The following is a 17,532-nucleotide window of genomic DNA, read 5'->3' as shown; positions in this document are numbered from 1 at the left end:
ATATAGATACGCTGAGTTGACCCATTCCCTATTGCCTGTTCCCTGTTCCCAGCACAAAGCGCTATAACCTGCCATGTGTTACAATCCTTGACACAAGTGCGATTTCTTCTGGCAAAAAACGCTCCATGATCAACCCTGTGTTTCAATATCCCGTTTTCGGGCCAGAGATACAGTGTCCTCACTGTCGTCAAACCATTCCAGCGTTGACGTTGACGGATACCTATCTTTGTCCTCGTCATGGCGCGTTTGAATCCGATCCGAAAACTAAAGAGCTACTCCATATCCAGTCTGGCCGTCATTGGCGACTCTGGAAAGATCAATGGTATCGACAACATACCCATCCAGATGGCATTCGCTTTGAGATCCATGAGGGTTTAGACCGGCTTTACACTCAGGGATATCGGGCGACTAAAATTATTATTGCTCGCCGCTATCAGGATTTGATTTATTCTTATTTAGAGCGCAATTCAACTTGGCGCAATAGTAAGGATACCCAACCCCCTAAATTATATGGATTGCCGGTTGAATTTAGTCCTGACCCGTCGGAGGAACCGTGCTGGGAAGTGATTAATTTTGATTTGGAGAAGGAACCGGGCGCACCAGTACGTTATCCTTATTTCCGTTTGTTTGAGTAAGCAGAAGTCTCATGCACCATGTTTCGATTCGCACGGGTAATATTCATGAGGCGATCGCCTTTTATGAGATCCTGGGATTTGAGGTGACGGAGCGCTTTACTACAGGTATGACGTTAGCCTGTTGGCTGGAAGGGTTAGGGGGACGGATCGAGTTAATCCAGATTCCTCAACCTCGTCCAGCCGCTGATGCCTTTGGGGATGAACACTATACGGGATATTATCATCTGTCGTTTGATTTAACAGATTCGGTTTCGGATTTACCGAGTTGGTTGCAGGATTTACAAGCAAAAGTAACGGCTTCTCCCCATCTATCTCCCCTCAAGGTTTTATTAGCGCCGATGCAACAAATGATTGGCGATCGCGTTTATGAAGTCACATTTATTGCGGATAGAGATGGGTTGCCTCTGGAATTTTTACGTCGATTATAGTGCTTTGCGCTAGGGAACAGGCTTTGGTGCATATAGTTGATTCGATCAACAGTGAGACATATAGTCAATTCGGTTAAGGTTGAGACACAACAATTTATCTACAATGCCGGTATCTGTAGGGGCGAAAAATTTTTCGCCCCTACTACAGATACCGCCATAACGCAAGCAAAGTTCTATATCTTCTCTCTCCCCCACGCAGAGAGCAAAGCAGTGTATCGATGGTAAGGTGCGATCTGCAAAAGTGGCCGAAGTATCGTACAATAAGAAATTAAGAAATCCTTAAGTTAAATCGTCTTTGAGATGAAATCTATGAAAGCTTTGGCTCGAACTCTTGTTTGTGTGGCGATCGCCATCCTTCTGAGCGTTGGCATCAACCTCGCACCAGCCGCAGCACAGACCATTGAAGTAAAAATGGGTGCTGATAACGGTATGCTGGTCTTTGTTCCCAGTAATATTGAAGCCTCTCCTGGAGATACCATTACTTGGATCAATAACAAGCTTGGCCCTCACAACGCTGTAGTTGAAGGACAACCTAAACTCTCTCAGAAGCAACTTCTGTTTAAAACGGGTGACAGCTACACTACTGAAATCCCTGGCGATCAGGCATTGGGAAGCTACACCTTCTATTGCGAACCCCATCGCGGTGCAGGAATGCAAGGTAAATTGATCATTAAATAGGATCTCCCTTGAATCGAGTCTAATGATCTTGCCCCCTTGAATAATTCCCCTCTCTATTTTGAGAGGGGTTTTTATTGACAAATTCTATACAGCGCTTCGCGCGGTAATGGGTAATCTCAAGTCCGGTTAATTAACTATGATGCCATGCTTCATGTTGGGGAATAGGGAATGTTAATGATTAATTATTCTTAAACCGTTCCTTTGCTCCTTGAAACGCTTCGCGCATGACCAACTGAATCTTACTGGGATCGGGTTTTTTGCCACCCATTAAATCGCCAAAATACACACAAGCTGTTTCCCCTAATGCAAACGTATAAGCGGCAGCCCAAGATGCGGCGATCGCACTACCAAAGCCTGGAATAAACTTCACCAACTCTCGGCCAATGGCTTGCGCTACAAATCCACCGGCGATCGCACTCACCAGTCCTCCCGCCTGAGACACACTCAAGGTTTGGCCATAAAGTTTACCCAATACTCCCACCATCGACGCTTGCAATGCCGTTAACACCGGCATCGTCGCAAAGGGCAAAGGAACCGCCGCCGCCGTTGCCGCCATAACTGAAAATGCAGCAATATATCGCCGTCCTACGTCCCGATAGAGGTTTCCTAACTGCTTACCCACCCCCCGATCCAAAAGCTGATAAATAGCGCGAGACTCAGCTTCTGGTAGCAAATCCCCCAGAGTATCCCGCAATTGTTCCAGACCATAAAATACCGGCGTATACCCATCTTCCTCAAGGGTAAAATCAATCAAAATCACCCGATCCGGTTCCAGGGAGCGATCGCCCTTAAATCCCTCTTCAATGGCAGACGCTGCCCGTTGTAAAGACTCAAACTGTGGAGGATAGGGTGGGTGATTCTCCACATCCAGAGGATACAGCTCATGCAAACAGGTAATTGCCAATAAACACGGAACTTGAGGATACTTTTGACGCAGTTTTTGCACCACTTGACGCAGACTATCTGTGGCAAAATCATTAATCTTAACGGTTAAAATCAATACTTTTGCGCCAACTGCCTCCCCTTCCAACTCCTGGGCCAACTCTTCAATAATCTGCTCCGTATCCTGCTCGACATCCCCCAACCCCACTGTATCTGTAAAAATCAGTAGGGGTAAATCTTCCGAAGGATAAGCATAGCGCTCGGTATGTTGGGTATGGGGACGGAAACCTTGACCGACTATTTCCGCAGAAATCCCTGTTAGTCCCCGTACAATCGAACTTTTCCCCGTTTGCGGTTTCCCAATCAGTAGTGCTTCTGTCGTTGGTAACTCTGAGCGCACCCGATCCAGAATTTGGGCAATTTGCTCCTCACTCACCCTAAACCACTTGAGCATTGATATTTCCCAAAATTTTCTCAAAACTTACTGTGCAAGTTCTTCCTTGGGAGGAATCACTAAAACTGGACAGGGAGCTTTAGGCAAAATTTCCTGACTCACACTCCCTAAGAGAAATTTTTGCAGACCACTGCGCCCATGGGAACCGACAATAATTAAATCAGCGCCTAATTTTTCCGCCTCTTTTAACAAGGCTGGCACAGTCTGGCCTTGAACTAATAACCCCACTGTCTCAAATCCTTGATCCCGTAGCGATTTAGCTTCTTCTTGAATGTGATGATGTTCATTTTTGTAGATTTCGGCCAGACGGTCTCTTTGGTCTTGAGGCCCGGTGGACATACCGATAAATTCTGGTTCTGGATCGGCCACATGAATGAGCCATAGCTTGCTCTGGAAGATTTGGGCAAAAGTCTGAGCATGGGCGAGAATTTCAGAGGTTTGGTCAGAAAAATCTAGGGCAACAACTATCTTTTTCATAGAGAAACCGAATCATAAAGAATAGGATTATGGCTTAAGGATTGACCCGTTTACGCAGGTTATCCAGAGTTTTAGCGATCTGGTCTCCAGAGAGGAGATCTTTCGCCATGGATAAACCCGTCTCTACGCTATCACAATACCCACAGCGCCAGAGATAAAATCCACCATTCCAGATTGCAGAGTTTAAGAGAGGGGTGGGCTGATGGTCTAAAATGGCATTTAGGGAAGCGATCGCCATCTCTTCTGATTCTAAGGACAGGTCGGATGGAGTCAATCCATAGTCTCGACAGTTTATACAGAAGCGTTCGAGAACAATTTCTGGCTTCTCAGTCCCTGAAATCTCAACAGAGCGATCGCCACTGAGTCCGGTAATAGCTGTCCGAGACAGAGGGAGATCGCAACTTCCTTCTAAGCCTTTGATGGTCGTCAGTTGCTCAATCCCACGTAGAGCCAAAGTTCGTTTAAATAGGGTTTCTGTCGGAGGATGCACGTACCCAGTCATTAGATGAACGGGCCCAGAATAGGGACACCACATCAGTTCAATGGTTGCGAAAGGCGGCCGTTTACCAATTTCTTCCCGGAATGAAACTAAACTATCAGCTCTCGGAAAATGCTGAGGTAGATAAACAAATCCTAAACCCGTTTGGTTAAAAATCTCCTGAGTTTGATCTAGGGAAAGTGATTCCCAATTTACGCCTAAGCCTTTCCACAGCTCAATCAGGGGAATGCCATATTTACTGGGCATCCGAGTTCCTCCATGGAGAATCACGGGGATACCCACGGTGTTGAGCATGAGGACGGTAATGATATTGACTGGAACTAAGCGCGATCGCCCATCGTAGGGAATTCCCAGAAGCACTACCTTTTCTCCGTCCTGACGTGGACTTAATTTTTGACCCAACTCGTCATAAGTATCCAAAATTCCAGCTAACTCTTCTGGTGTCGGTCGTCTCATTCGGTGAGCAATCATAAATGCACCAATTTGAGCAGGTGTGGCTTCTTGAAGTAGCATCTGTCGTGCGGCTTGCGCCGACTCTGTGCGAGTGAGTAGTTTTCCAGTATGGGGGCCACTCCCTACTTTTTTTAACAGTTCTCGGAAAGAATGACTCATAATTTATTCCCTATTACCGATTACCTAATTTATCTTCCACTTGCGATTGTCGCTTGTCGAGCAAATTGAGGCGGAATACATTCTAGGGCTAAGGTACGAAACTTTTCAATAGGGGGAATTTGTAGCCGATCTTTAGTGGTGACTAACACCACATTACGCGTTAGAGGTTTTCCCCCATCATGAACACTCGGTTGTAGGGGACAGGAAATCACGCCGGGATCTTCACAGGCTAATCTTATTGCTGATTCAGGTAAAATAGCCAGGAATTCTCCTTGGCGAATCACACCTCGAAAAGCGTCTAAGGTATTCAGTTCTAAAACGACTCGATAGTGAAGATTGTGTTTGCTAAACTGCTCATGAACCAGTCGTTGCATTCCATATCCATCCTTAAATAGCACTTGCGGATAGTGGGAAATCGCTTCCCAAGATAACCCTTGTTCTTGACATAAAGGATGATCGGCTGCCATTAACACAGCAATAGTTTCTTCAAAGAGGGGATCGACCACTAACTCAGCACTAGTGGTTAAAAAACGATTTTGCATAACGAGCGCTAAGTCTACTAAACCATCTTTAAGCACTTTCAAGGCGCGATCGCTCCCTAAAGCTGTTACTCGTAACTGAACATCTGGATGAGACCAACAAAATCGCTGTAAAACGAGGGGTAAACCATACGAACAAAGGGAAGGAATGGCTGCAACACACAGTTCCTGTTGCTTTCCTGCTAAGAGTTCCGAGATTTCCTGTTGAGCCGTTTGCCATTCTTGGCAAATGCGTCGAGCATGGGGAAGTAGAGCGGCTCCACCCACTGTCAATTTGGCGATCGAAGAACGATGAAATAAAGCCATTCCCAGATCTGCCTCTAATCCTTGAATTTGTCGGCTAATCGTTGATTGAGTGACCCCACACTCATGGGCTGCCTGTTGAAAGTTTCCAGTTCTAGCAACGGATAAAAATGCTTGTAATTGCTCTAAACGCATAGGCAGCCTAGCCTATCCCTAAGTCTAAGTTATCTTAAAACCTTAGCGAACATCAAACCGATATTTGGTAGTTAGGACTACAATTGATCAATTAAAAATTAAAAAGTAAAAATCCCAAATGGGTATGACTTAGAGAAAATTTATTCTAGTGACGCTAACATAGGATCGACAGGGCAACCCTCACCCCATTCCCCATTCCCTATGAATCTCCTCAATCGCCTTCCAGGACGCATTTATTTAATCTTAGCAACCCTGATTTTTGCTGCCTCCAGTTCAGTCACGCGTCAAATCATCAACTTAGGAGAACAACACCTGATTAACGGTCGAAATCCTATCTCTTTTTGTAATGTCTTATTGGTCGGCAATATTTGGGCATTGATTATTTTAGTTCTGCTCTATCGTCAAGAAATCCAGACCCATCCCTGGAAAAAACTGAAGAGCAAAGATTGGGGATTCTTAAGCCTGATTGCCCTATTATCAGGAGCATTAGGACCAGCCCTGATATTTTCGGCTCTAGATCAAACCAGCGTCAGTAATGTAATCTTGATTGGCAGAATTGAACCGCCACTGACGTTAGCCTTATCTGTTCTATTTCTCAAAGAACGAGTCAATCTTTGGGTGATTGCTGGGGCTATCCTGGGCTTTATCGGAGTTGGGTTAACCGTACTCATTGCGCCTGCTTCAGATTCCATGGTGGAAATGGCAGCATTCGAGATTGGAGTTGGGGAATTGTTAGTGATTGCTGGAGCGGTAGCCACGGCGATCGCAACTATAATCAGTAAAATTACCCTACAACACATTTCTCTCGGTTTTTTTAGCCTCTATCGCACCACCCTAGGAACCCTAATTTTCTTCATGATCGTAGTCAAACTCTTTGGTTGGTCTCATTTTACCGATGTTTTTGCCCCTGTAATTTGGCAATGGATGTTAATCTACAGTGCCATCATCGTGGTTGGCGGACAATTTTTTTGGCTCAAAGGACTCAAACTCAGCAATGCGTCCGAAGTCTCCCTCGTGAATGCCTTCAGTCCCCTAGCTGCGATAGTCTTTGCCTATCTCATTGTCAGAGAAGTTCCCACCTTCGGCCAGTATATCGGCGGCTCAGTCATTGCGATCGCCATCATTATCAACCAAATCGGCCTTAACCGTCTCTCCTCTTCCCCTCCTCCCAAACCCCTATCCGCTTCTGGACTAGACCGCTCCGTTGGCTTTAAAGGCATGTAATATCCCTATTCCCTAGCGCGGATAAGGAAGATAGGAATGCCGGGATACGGTGATTACCCATCACCTATTACCCATTACCCATCTTAGAGGTGATACCATGAGGAGAAGTTTTTAATTACCCTCAAAGTGTCTGGTAGAGTACATCGATTATGCTGAAAAACCTGTTTGGTGATCCCAACACCCGCAAACTCAAAAAATATCAGCCCTTCGTTTCTGACATCAGCCTCTACGAAGAAGACATTCAAGGTCTATCGGACGACGAATTGAGGGGCAAAACCGCAGAATTTAAGCAAAGTTTGGAAAAAGCGGGTTCTGAGCAAGCTCAAAAAGACTTACTTGATGACATCCTTCCCGAAGCATTCGCCGTTGTGCGCGAAGCTGGCAAGCGCGTATTGGGAATGCGGCACTACGATGTACAAATGATTGGGGGGATGGTCCTCCACGATGGCCAGATTGCAGAAATGAAAACCGGGGAAGGAAAAACCCTGGTGGCTACGCTTCCGGCTTACTTAAACGCCCTCACCGGAAAAGGAGTTCATGTTATTACCGTTAACGACTACCTGGCCCGTCGGGACGCGGAATGGATGGGGCAAGTCCATCGATTCCTGGGATTAAGCGTGGGCTTGATTCAACAAAATATGCCCCCCTCAGAACGCCGCAAAAACTATAACTGTGATATTACCTACGCGACTAACTCGGAAGTCGGATTTGATTATCTGCGCGATAATATGGCTTCTTCCATGGCTGAAGTGGTGCAGCGGCCGTTTAATTTCTGCATTATTGACGAAGTAGATTCGGTCTTAGTTGATGAAGCACGAACTCCTCTGATTATTTCAGGTCAAGTAGACCGGCCGAGTGAAAAATATATTAGAGCGGCTCAACTGGCCCAAGGTTTAGTTGCCTTAGATGAGGAAAGTGGTAATGGCCATTATGAAGTCGATGAAAAGGCCCGTAATGTACTGTTAACCGATGACGGGTATATTGCCTCTGAAGAATTTTTACAAGTTGCCGACTTATTTAACCCAGATGATCCTTGGGCCCATTTTGTGTTTAATGCAATTAAGGCTAAGGAGTTGTTTATTAAGGATGTTAACTATATTGTCCGGGACGATGAAATTGTCATTGTGGATGAGTTTACCGGTCGCGTAATGCCGGGTCGTCGCTGGAGTGATGGACTACATCAGGCCATTGAGGCGAAGGAGCATGTGGAGATTCAGCCAGAAACCCAAACCTTGGCTAGCATTACCTATCAGAATTTCTTTTTACTCTATCCCAAGTTATCGGGAATGACGGGAACAGCAAAAACAGAGGAAGCAGAATTTGAGAAGATTTATAACTTAGAGGTGACCATTGTTCCCACCAACCGGCCGACAGGGCGTAAAGACATGGCCGATGTGGTGTATAAAACAGAGGAAGCGAAGTGGAAAGCGGTAGCACAAGAGTGTTCTGAACTTTACCAAGAAGGTCGGCCGATTCTGGTGGGAACCACGAGTGTGGAGAAGTCGGAGGTCTTGTCAGAGCTGTTGAGCGGGTTGAGTGTGCCTCATCAGTTACTCAATGCGAAGCCGGAGAATGTGGAGCGGGAATCGGAAATTGTGGCGCAAGCCGGGCGCAAAGGGGGAGTTACCATTGCCACGAACATGGCAGGACGGGGGACAGATATTATACTCGGTGGTAACTCGGATTATATGGCCCGGTTGAAGTTACGGGAGTATTTTATGCCCCGAATTGTGAAGCCGGAAGATGAGGATGGCTTGGGCGTGCAGAAAGTGGCGGGTACGGGTAAACGGAAGGCTGCCCAAGGGTTTAGTTTGGATAAGAAGGTGAAAACTTGGAAGGTGTCCCCGAAGATTTTCCCCACAGAGTTGTCGGCGAGTACCCAAGCTAAATTGAAAGAAGTTGTTGATTTTGCCGTAGCAGAGTATGGGGAGCGCTCTTTACCGGAATTGACGGCTGAGGATAAGGTAGCGGTAGCCGCAGAAAAAGCGCCGACCAATGACTCGGTGATTCAAAAGCTGCGGGAAGTGTTTAATCTCATTCGCTCGGAATATGAGGAATTGACTGACCAAGAACATGACGAGGTGATTAACCTCGGTGGTTTGTTTGTCATTGGTACAGAGCGCCATGATTCCCGACGTATTGATAATCAGCTCCGAGGTCGTGCGGGTCGTCAAGGTGACCCTGGAACAACGAAGTTTTTCCTCAGCTTACAGGATAACTTGCTGCGAATTTTTGGGGGCGATCGCGTTGCCGGTCTGATGGGGATGTTCAAAGTGGAAGAAGATATGCCCATTGAGTCAGGAATGCTCACCCGTTCCCTGGAAGGAGCGCAGAAGAAAGTCGAAACCTACTACTACGATATCCGCAAGCAGGTGTTTGAATATGACGAGGTGATGAATAACCAGCGCCGAGCCATTTATGCCGAGCGTCGCCGCGTCTTGGAAGGACAAGACTTGAAGGAACAGGTGATAGCCTATGCGGAACGAACTATGGACGATATTGTTGAAGCCTATGTTAACCCAGAACTACCCGCCGAAGAATGGGATTTGGGCCAACTGGTGAGTAAAGTCCAAGAGTTTGTCTATCTACTCAGAGACTTGCAACCTCAACAACTCCAAGACCTGAGTTTTGCGGAGATGAAAACCTTCTTGCACGAACAAGTCCGCATTGCTTACGACTTGAAAGAAGCGGAAGTAGACCAAATTCAAGCGGGGTTAATGCGTCAAGCAGAACGGTTCTTTATTCTCCAGCAAATTGATACCCTTTGGCGGGAACATCTCCAACAAATGGATGCCTTGCGAGAGTCTGTGGGACTGCGCGGTTATGGACAAAAAGACCCGTTGATTGAGTATAAGAGTGAAGGCTATGAACTATTCTTAGAGATGATGATTTCCATTCGCCGGAATGTGGTTTATTCTCTGTTCCAGTTCCAACCCCAAGGACAACCCAAAGCAGCCGCTCAACAGGAAACCGTGTAGAGGATAGCTGTGAAAAGAAGCTGGGTTTCCACCCAATACACCAGAAACTCAGTTTCTAGGTTATCGTGTGGCATATAGCGATTCTCTCTTCTATAGCAGAGCAAGGAAGAATTAGCAGATTTTCTATTGCCTATGGCCTCAAACCATGACTTAGCATTCTAACTAACTCTTTCTCTGCTATACAATCCAAATTTACGCTTGTTTCTCGCCATAACATTATTTATGGATCAAATTTGTATAAATTTCTAAGAATGGACTATACATCTGGCCAATTTTGCATTGCAACTCACATTGTTTAGAGAAGTCGCGATCTAAATCATGTCGATTTTTGTAATAAAACATCATTACTCTTAAACCACCACGTATAAAGTATGCAGGTCGAAGCAACTGCAACCAGGGACGTTGCCAAGGATAATATCGCGCTAAACGAGTTAAATGATTGGATAAACCATAACCTCTAGCTAGCTTTAGAAGATAGTCTTCTTGTAGGCGGTGAGCATAGATATGATGCCAAATCTCCATTTGGGGATTATGCCAAACTTCCCAGGAACTATTTTGGAGATAAAACATCATTTCTGCATCTTCACCCGCAGCCATTGTCCTTGGATCTCGTCCTGAAATTAACAATTTTTCTGGGGAAGGCATCGCCTCTTGCCAAGCCTCTTTACGAATCACCACACCGGGTGCAGGGGGAATTCTGCGAATCTTATGACTGCGTTTATATTGGAAAGGTTTAGAACCGCGATTGCATATGGTCAGATAGTTTTTCATCTGGCGAAAATAACTGGGGGGATCGATATCCAGTTGGGCATGAATGATTCCACCATACGCACCAATATTGGGATTTTTTATGCCAAAATCAACACTTTCTGCAACCCAATTTTCTTTCGGTAAATTATCATCATCTAGAAACCCGATTAAACTTTTACTATTGGCTTCTGCTACCGCACGATATCGGGCATAAGTTGCCCCTTGACGACTCTCGAATGTATAACGAAGCTGACTATCTGTACGCCAAGTTTTCCCATATTGCAAAACGACTTCACGAGTGTTATCCTCGCTATTATTATCAACCACTAAAACTTCCCAGTTGATAGAGTTTATCTCTTGCTTCAATAAACACTCTAAAACTTCTGGAATCCTTGTGGCTCCATTATAAGTAATAATTGCAATGGTAAAATCTACTGTCATAAGTAATGAATCTCTCAAACTTTAGACCTATCAATTGTCTTATTAAAATACCCTTGCATCCACAAATAAAATGGACTCCTCAAACTATTGAGGAGAATTTCTAATTGACAGGTTGCAACGATATCAGATTGGACGCGATCTCGGTAGCGCAATAGCAACATCACAAGCTTTCTGGTATCATTGATCATATAGAAAGGATAAATCACAAGCCTCTGCCAATCCTTAGCTTTCAAGGTACGAGTAACATATCGACTCAGACCAATTCCCCGAAACATCTGAATTAAATAGTCTCGTTCTAAACGCCAAGGAGGAATTTTATGATCCAATTCCATCGCTGGATTGTACCAAATATCCCAGCCTTTGTTTTGAATGTAGGATAATAGCTCTAAATCTTCACCACTAATAAACTTACCGTTGATTCTTCCGCTTAAGGTTAATTTTTCCGGCACACTTTCTAACCAGGCTTGTTTGCGAATGACAATACCAGCACCTGGAGGAAGGAGGTTATTTCGAGGAGAGTAGAGTCGGGGTTTAGAACCTCGTTCAACCAGAGCTAAATAAGGTAGGAGGGGTTTAAGCTCTTCTGAAGGAGGAGATTCAAATAAACCGTGAACCTGACTGCCCAATGCTCCCGCTTTAGGATGTGCTTGCCCAAATTGGTAAGCTGAAATCAGCCAATTGGGATAGGGTAAATTATCGTCATCAAGAAAACCTACCCACTCTCCTTGCGCTGCTTGAAAGGCACATTGTCGAGCAAAAGCAAGTCCTTGTTGTGGCTCAAAGACATAGCGCAAGGGAATGTCTAAATCCCAATTGTTTTGGTACTCTTGAAAAACTTGTTTCGTCTTGTCCGTACTGTTATTATCAACTAGGATAATTTCCCAGGTCAGGGAATCGATACCCGTTTGTTGGCGCAATTTATCCAAAACTTCTGGAAACCGGTTTGCGCCATTATAGGTGGGGATAGCAACTGTAAATTGTACAGACATTTTTCCTCTCTTTACTCGGAGATCGAGGCAACGGGTTCGGGTTCTGGAGATACGATTACATCGCTGAGTTTACCGAAGGTGAGTGCACCCTCTTGGCAATCAATTTTAATAGCATCTCCTTCAATGAAGCTATTGTCTAAAATTCGGGTGGCGATCGCATTTTCCACCTGTTTTTGAATCGCCCGTTTTAGGGGACGGGCCCCATAGACCGGATCGTAGCCTGCCTCTACCAGATGGTCAACCGCAGCCGGAGTAATTTCCAGCGTAATCTTTTGTTCCGCTAACAACTGCTGAGTGCGTTTGAGTTGAATATGGACAATACTACCCAATTCTCCTTTACCCAAGGCATGGAAGAGGATCAGATCGTCAACGCGGTTGAGAAACTCCGGTCGAAACTGTTTGCGGAGTGCCTTTTGTACCCGTTTGCGCATCTCCTCATATTGGCTATCATCACCAGAAACATCCAGGATATGCTCCGATCCAATATTACTGGTCATCACAATCACCGTATTGCGGAAATCAATCATCCGTCCTTGGGAGTCCGTAATTCGTCCATCATCGAGGACTTGCAGCAAGATATTGAACACATCCGGGTGCGCCTTTTCCACCTCATCTAATAGCACCACGGAATAGGGACGACGGCGGACTTGCTCGCTCAGTTGTCCCCCTTCCTCATATCCCACATATCCTGGAGGCGCACCGACTAAGCGAGAAACGGCGTGTTTCTCCATATACTCGGACATATCAATTCTAACCATGGCTTCTTCCGAGTCGAATAAACTGGCGGCCAAGGATCTGGCTAATTCCGTTTTTCCCACCCCTGTCGGCCCCATGAACAGGAACGAACCGATGGGACGACCGGGATCTTTCATCCCTGCTCTAGCGCGGCGTATGGCTTCAGAAACGGCCTGTACGGCCTCATGTTGACCGACTACACGCTGATGTAAATAAGCTTCTAGATGGAGCAGTTTTTGCCTTTCGGACTCTAGTAAACTATTGACGGGAATACCGGTCCACTTAGCAACAATTTCGGCAATATCAGCTTCTGTAACTTGTTCGCGCAATAGGGCTGATCCCTGTTCCTGTAGCTGTTGCAGTTGCCCTTCTTTAGTTTCCCGCTCCCGTTCCGTTTTTTCTAATTTTCCATATTTGAGTTGTGCTGCCCGATTTAAATCATAAGCCCGTTCTGCTTGTTCAATTTGCACGCGCAATTGGTCTTCTAATTCTTTGAGGATATTAATATCATCGATCAATTGTTTTTCCCCTTGCCATTGATCGTTTAATTCTTTCTGTTCTTGCTTGAGTTCGGTAATTTCTTGCTCAATGCGTCTGACTCTTTCTTGGGGTTCTTTGGTTTGTTCCCCATCCAAAGAGAGTTTTTCCATCTCTAACTGCATGATCCGGCGATCTCTAGTTTCCAGTTCCACCGGTTTAGAGGTAATATCCATTTTCAGTTTAGCGGCTGCTTCATCGACTAAATCGATCGCCTTATCGGGTAAGAAGCGGTCGGTAATATACCGGTTTGATAACTTGGCTGCTGCTACCAGAGCCGAGTCCGTAATTTTGACTCCATGGTGGACTTCGTAGCGCTCTTTTAACCCCCGCAGAATGGAAATGGTATCTTCGACACCGGGTTGATCGACATAAACCTGTTGGAAGCGACGCTCTAGAGCCGCATCCTTTTCAATATAATTGCGGTATTCATCCAGAGTCGTTGCTCCAATACAGCGCAACTCGCCCCGCGCTAACATGGGTTTGAGTAAATTGGAGGCATCCATGGCACTCGACTGTCCGGAACCGGTTCCGACTACGGTATGTAGCTCATCGATAAAGAGGACAATTTGTCCTTCGGAGTGGGTAACTTCCCGCAAAACTGCCCGCAGTCTGGCTTCAAATTCGCCCCGATATTTGGCTCCAGCGATTAAACTCCCCATATCTAGGGTGATCAGTTGCCGGTTTTTGAGAGACTCTGGTACTTCATTATTAACAATACGCTGGGCTAGGGCTTCGGCGATCGCCGTTTTTCCCACTCCCGGTTCCCCAATGAGTACCGGATTATTTTTCCGTCTGCGGGAGAGGACTTGTATCACCCGCCGAATCTCCTCATCCCGCCCGATAACGGGGTCTAGATTGCCCGATCGCGCCAATTCTGTCAAATCTCGCCCGTATTTCTCCAGAGCGTTGTAGCTATTTTCTGGGGCTTGATCCGAGACTGTCTGACTGCCGCGAATGTCTTTGATCGTTTGTTCGAGTTGGGTGCGGGTGCGGTTAAACCGACGCACCAATTCCCGGCCAATCCGTTGATCTTCGGCAAGAGCCAGTAAAATATGCTCGACGGAGATATATTCATCATTCCAACTTTGGCGGGCAGTTTCGGCTTCATCGAGGAGCTTATCCAAACTGCGACCGAGATAAAGTTGATCAACATTGTAGGTGGTTTTCTGGCGACTATCAAACTGGTTGAGTTGCTGTAATAAGCGCCCTGGCTCAATTCCCGCCTTTTCTAGGATAGTTTTTGCCAGTCCTCCTTGCTCCAAAAGGGCGATCGCCACATGCTCGACTTCCAACTGCTGATGTTTCCCTCGACGAGCGACATCCTGAGAGTTGACAATGGCTTCCCAAGCTTTATTGGTAAATTTTGATGAATCAGTTGGCTGCATGGTTAGGGTAATTGGCGATCTTCGCGCTTTAAGCTTACTATTATAATGATGAACTCCTGGATTAAGATACCAGGCTCCGGGCAAACTGGTGTGGCGAGTAGGGCGTAGGGAATAAGGCAAGATGCTCTTTTGCTACCGTATTAACTATACTCAATGAGATCAATAACCATGCTTAATCTTTCTCGCACTCGTTCCCTTGATCAAGTTCAAGAAGCCGTTCCAGCCATTCTTGACGAGTTAAAAACCGATAAAACACCCATTGTGATTACCATTGATGGCAAAGCTGCGGCTGTGCTGCAAGATGCTGAAAGTTATCAAAACCTGCTCGACAAACTAGAATCATTAGAAACAATAGTCGGAATTCGGAAAAGCTTAGAAGAATTTGAGCAAGGACAGGGAATTTCGATTCGTCAAGCATGGGAAGAGTTTCAGCAAAAATATGACCTACCGAGTTGAAATATCTCCTACGGCAAACCAAGATATATAAAATATCTTTCTTTGGCTCCAGTAAAATATCCCCAATCAATCTTATCGCTGGGTTCGGGGATGCTATGAAATTATGCTGACACTTGAGAATTTCCCTAATCTCAGTAAGGTCGGCAGGATAAGCAGCCATATCGTTCAAATTCACACAATGGCTATCCCGATCTGAATGCTATAATTCAAAAAGCGTATCCGATCCAGACACTTCTATGGTTAATGCAACTTACAATGATGTTTTGAGCGCTGCTATCAACTTGTCTCCCCATTTACGAGTGATGTTAGCAGAACAGCTATTAAACAGTCTTGATGCAGTCGAACAAAATGAAATCAATGAAGCCTGGGCAGAAGAAGCCGAAAAACGAGTGTTAGATATTCAGGAAAGTCGAGTAACACCCATTTCTGGGTCACAGGTTATTCAGGAATTGCGGGAAAGGCATCAGAAATGATTTATGATTTTCATCCCGCCGCTAGACAAGAGTTAAATGATATTGTTAGCTACTACGACAATATCAATCCTGATTTGGGCGATGCTTTTTTAGATGAATTCGATCGCACTTTAGATCGTATCAAACAGTTCCCTGAAGCCTGGTCGTTTTTATCAGCAAATACACGATGTTGCCGTATCAGCCGTTTTCCTTATAGTATTATTTATCAAATCCAAGAAGAAGACAGAATCTTAATTATGGCGGTGATGCACTGGCAACGCAAACCCCATTACTGGGAAAATTGACTTTAGAGATTCCAGAAACGATTTCAAGACAGGCTAGAGTTTTGTTTTTTGCTACAGTGTTAACCATACTCCATGAGATTGATCGCGATGCTTAAAACAAGAGGTCAATGATGCCTGCTAAAGACATTTATCACGATACGGTAAAAAATGCCTTGATCAAGGACGGATGGAATATTACGAACGATCCCTACATTTTGACTATCGGTAGAAAAGACTTGTTTGTTGATTTAGGAGCCGAGAAACTGCTGTAGGCAGAGAAGGACAACCAAAAGATTGCTGTCGAAGTTAAAAGCTTTATTGGAAAATCCCGGATTAACGATCTAGAAAAGGCGTTAGGACAATATATTCTCTATTATGATATTATGCAAGAAACAGATCCAGATAGAACTCTCTATCTTGCCCTCTCAGAAGATGCATTTGAAGAGATTTTCACAGAACCCATTGGGGAAGTTCTATTAAGAAAAAAACGGCTAAATCTAATGGTTTTCGATGGACAGCAGGAGGTGATTGTGCAATGGATTCCCTAGATCGTTATTATGAAGTCATTAAAAACATTCTGGTAGAATATGCCAAACTGCCCTATGCCCATGGGAAACTAGAGCGCAAACTGGTGATTGGGGAAGATCGCCAGAATTATGTATTGTTAACCGTCGGAGAACTGAAAGGAAAGCGAGTCCATAGTTGTATTGTTCATCTAGAAGTAGTTGGAGATAAAATTTGGATTCATGAGGATGGTTTAGAAGATGGCATCGCCGATGATTTACTCAGAGCCGGAATTCCCCAAAATAAAATTGTCCTAGGATTTTATCTTCCCCATATCCGACGTTATACCGAATTTGCAGTCAATTAGATCGATTATTCTATAAAGATTAGGAGAGAATTGTGGATGGAAACCAATCTTGAACCACAACTGGGGCAGATTAATATACCGATCGCGCAAATTTACAAACGGTTGCAAGTCACTCCGGAACAAGTTGTGGCATTTTGCCAGAAGTGGAAAATTATAGAATTATCAGTGTTTGGATCGGTACTACGGGACGATTTTCGGTCAGCAGACAATGATCCCAGTGATATCGATCTACTGTATGTTTTCGATCCAGGAGTCACTTATGGATTTGATTTTTGGGATATCCAGAAAGAGCTAGAACGTTTATTCTGCCGAAAGGTTGATTTGGTCAGTAAGCAGGGTATTGGGAAAAGTCGTAATTGGTTAAGACGTAAATCAATCCTGGAATCAGCGCAGGTGATTTATGGAAAGAGATAAACAATCGATTCTTGATATTGTTGATTCAATTCACTTAATCTTTGAGTATCTTCAATCGACGAATTGGGAAAATTTTGAACAAAACACAAAAGATCAAGATACAGTTATTCGTCGATTAATGATTATCGATGAAGCGACTAAGCCTCTATCCCATGAATTCCGATCTCGGAATCCAGAAATTACTTGGAGGAAAATGGCTGGTTTACGTGATATTTATTGTGCATGAATATGACGATCCTAAATTGGATATTATTAGACAAATTATTGAGGTAGAGCTTCCTGCGGTATTGCAATCATATCAAGTCCGATGAATAAGTTACGATATAAATGAAGAGTGTCCAAGCAAAGCAATGCCCCGACGAATTAAGATA

Annotated in this window: 18 protein-coding genes and 1 pseudogene; 12 read left to right on the top strand and 7 right to left on the bottom strand. The window is 44.8% G+C overall.

Features of this window, described 5'->3' with window-relative positions; genetic code table 11:
- The first annotated feature begins 125 nt into the window (after positions 1-125).
- The 3 genes from J7529_RS16775 (at position 126) to petE (ending at position 1,741) form a co-directional block, all read left to right on the top strand.
- Complete coding sequence (locus J7529_RS16775) at positions 126-635, top strand: TIGR02652 family protein (protein ID WP_318729937.1); 510 nt, start codon at positions 126-128, stop codon at positions 633-635.
- A gap of 11 nt (positions 636-646) precedes the next feature.
- Positions 647-1,063 carry a VOC family protein gene (locus J7529_RS16770; protein ID WP_318729936.1) on the top strand — a complete coding sequence of 139 codons (417 nt, stop codon included), beginning with the start codon at positions 647-649 and terminating at the stop codon, positions 1,061-1,063.
- 300 nt (positions 1,064-1,363) lie between these two features.
- Complete coding sequence (gene petE, locus J7529_RS16765) at positions 1,364-1,741, top strand: plastocyanin (RefSeq protein WP_413038905.1); 378 nt, start codon at positions 1,364-1,366, stop codon at positions 1,739-1,741.
- Between the two features lie 178 nt (positions 1,742-1,919).
- Here petE and J7529_RS16760 read toward each other — a convergent pair whose 3' ends face one another.
- The 4 genes from J7529_RS16760 to J7529_RS16745 are packed head-to-tail and all read right to left on the bottom strand — an operon-like array spanning position 1,920 to position 5,642.
- Complete coding sequence (locus J7529_RS16760) at positions 1,920-3,077, bottom strand: GTPase family protein (RefSeq protein WP_318729934.1); 1,158 nt, start codon at positions 3,075-3,077, stop codon at positions 1,920-1,922.
- 27 nt (positions 3,078-3,104) lie between these two features.
- Positions 3,105-3,554 (bottom strand): universal stress protein, encoded by a 450-nt coding sequence (locus tag J7529_RS16755; RefSeq protein ID WP_318729933.1) that lies wholly within the window; start codon positions 3,552-3,554, stop codon positions 3,105-3,107.
- A gap of 34 nt (positions 3,555-3,588) precedes the next feature.
- Entirely contained in the window at positions 3,589-4,665 is a 1,077-nt protein-coding gene (locus tag J7529_RS16750; RefSeq protein WP_318729932.1) for an anthranilate phosphoribosyltransferase family protein, read from the bottom strand.
- Positions 4,666-4,694: 29 nt separating this feature from the next.
- Entirely contained in the window at positions 4,695-5,642 is a 948-nt protein-coding gene (locus tag J7529_RS16745; RefSeq protein WP_271937615.1) for a LysR family transcriptional regulator, read from the bottom strand.
- Positions 5,643-5,843: 201 nt separating this feature from the next.
- Here J7529_RS16745 and J7529_RS16740 point away from each other — a divergent pair, with 201 nt between their 5' ends.
- Both J7529_RS16740 and secA read left to right on the top strand, forming a co-directional pair.
- The gene (locus J7529_RS16740) at positions 5,844-6,866 is read left to right on the top strand and encodes a DMT family transporter (RefSeq protein ID WP_318729931.1); all 1,023 of its coding nucleotides are present in this window, start codon (positions 5,844-5,846) and stop codon (positions 6,864-6,866) included.
- A gap of 149 nt (positions 6,867-7,015) precedes the next feature.
- Positions 7,016-9,844, top strand: coding sequence for a preprotein translocase subunit SecA (gene secA / locus J7529_RS16735; protein ID WP_271937612.1), 2,829 nt, complete (start codon positions 7,016-7,018; stop codon positions 9,842-9,844).
- A 216-nt stretch (positions 9,845-10,060) separates the two neighbouring features.
- On the opposite strand, the gene hpsE (J7529_RS16730) is transcribed toward secA, so the two are convergent.
- From hpsE (J7529_RS16730) to clpB, 3 genes are read right to left on the bottom strand one after another with little or no spacing between them, the layout of a single operon-like run.
- The gene (gene hpsE / locus J7529_RS16730; protein WP_318729930.1) at positions 10,061-11,035 is read right to left on the bottom strand and encodes a hormogonium polysaccharide biosynthesis glycosyltransferase HpsE; all 975 of its coding nucleotides are present in this window, start codon (positions 11,033-11,035) and stop codon (positions 10,061-10,063) included.
- Between the two features lie 14 nt (positions 11,036-11,049).
- On the bottom strand, positions 11,050-12,024 hold the full coding sequence (hpsE, locus tag J7529_RS16725; RefSeq protein ID WP_318729929.1) for a hormogonium polysaccharide biosynthesis glycosyltransferase HpsE: 975 nt from the start codon (positions 12,022-12,024) through the stop codon (positions 11,050-11,052).
- An 11-nt stretch (positions 12,025-12,035) separates the two neighbouring features.
- Positions 12,036-14,684: an ATP-dependent chaperone ClpB gene (clpB, locus tag J7529_RS16720; RefSeq protein WP_413038907.1), complete on the bottom strand. Its 2,649-nt coding sequence runs from the start codon at positions 14,682-14,684 to the stop codon at positions 12,036-12,038.
- Between the two features lie 168 nt (positions 14,685-14,852).
- Here clpB and J7529_RS16715 point away from each other — a divergent pair, with 168 nt between their 5' ends.
- From J7529_RS16715 to J7529_RS16685, 7 genes and pseudogenes are all read left to right on the top strand, one after another.
- Positions 14,853-15,140, top strand: a complete 288-nt coding sequence (locus J7529_RS16715) for a type II toxin-antitoxin system Phd/YefM family antitoxin (protein ID WP_318729927.1) — start codon at positions 14,853-14,855, stop codon at positions 15,138-15,140.
- Positions 15,141-15,376: 236 nt separating this feature from the next.
- A complete protein-coding gene (locus J7529_RS16710) occupies positions 15,377-15,613 on the top strand; it encodes an addiction module protein (RefSeq protein WP_318729926.1) in 237 nt (78 codons plus the stop codon).
- A complete protein-coding gene (locus J7529_RS16705) occupies positions 15,610-15,897 on the top strand; it encodes a type II toxin-antitoxin system RelE/ParE family toxin (RefSeq protein ID WP_318729925.1) in 288 nt (95 codons plus the stop codon). Before J7529_RS16710 ends, J7529_RS16705 begins: the two co-directional genes overlap by 4 nt.
- A 110-nt stretch (positions 15,898-16,007) precedes the next feature.
- A pseudogene (locus tag J7529_RS16700) lies at positions 16,008-16,424 on the top strand (element excision factor XisH family protein).
- Positions 16,412-16,747: a XisI protein gene (locus tag J7529_RS16695; RefSeq protein WP_318729924.1), complete on the top strand. Its 336-nt coding sequence runs from the start codon at positions 16,412-16,414 to the stop codon at positions 16,745-16,747. The pseudogene J7529_RS16700 and the gene J7529_RS16695 overlap by 13 nt, the downstream one beginning before the upstream one ends.
- A 36-nt stretch (positions 16,748-16,783) precedes the next feature.
- Positions 16,784-17,161 carry a nucleotidyltransferase family protein gene (locus J7529_RS16690; protein WP_318729923.1) on the top strand — a complete coding sequence of 126 codons (378 nt, stop codon included), beginning with the start codon at positions 16,784-16,786 and terminating at the stop codon, positions 17,159-17,161.
- Positions 17,148-17,387 (top strand): DUF86 domain-containing protein, encoded by a 240-nt coding sequence (locus J7529_RS16685; protein WP_318729922.1) that lies wholly within the window; start codon positions 17,148-17,150, stop codon positions 17,385-17,387. Before J7529_RS16690 ends, J7529_RS16685 begins: the two co-directional genes overlap by 14 nt.
- Positions 17,388-17,532 lie beyond the last annotated feature (145 nt).

It is taken from the genome of Roseofilum sp. Guam (assembly GCF_017746735.1).
Classification (GTDB): domain Bacteria; phylum Cyanobacteriota; class Cyanobacteriia; order Cyanobacteriales; family Desertifilaceae; genus Roseofilum; species Roseofilum reptotaenium.
This window is presented reverse-complemented; position numbering and strand designations above follow the sequence as displayed.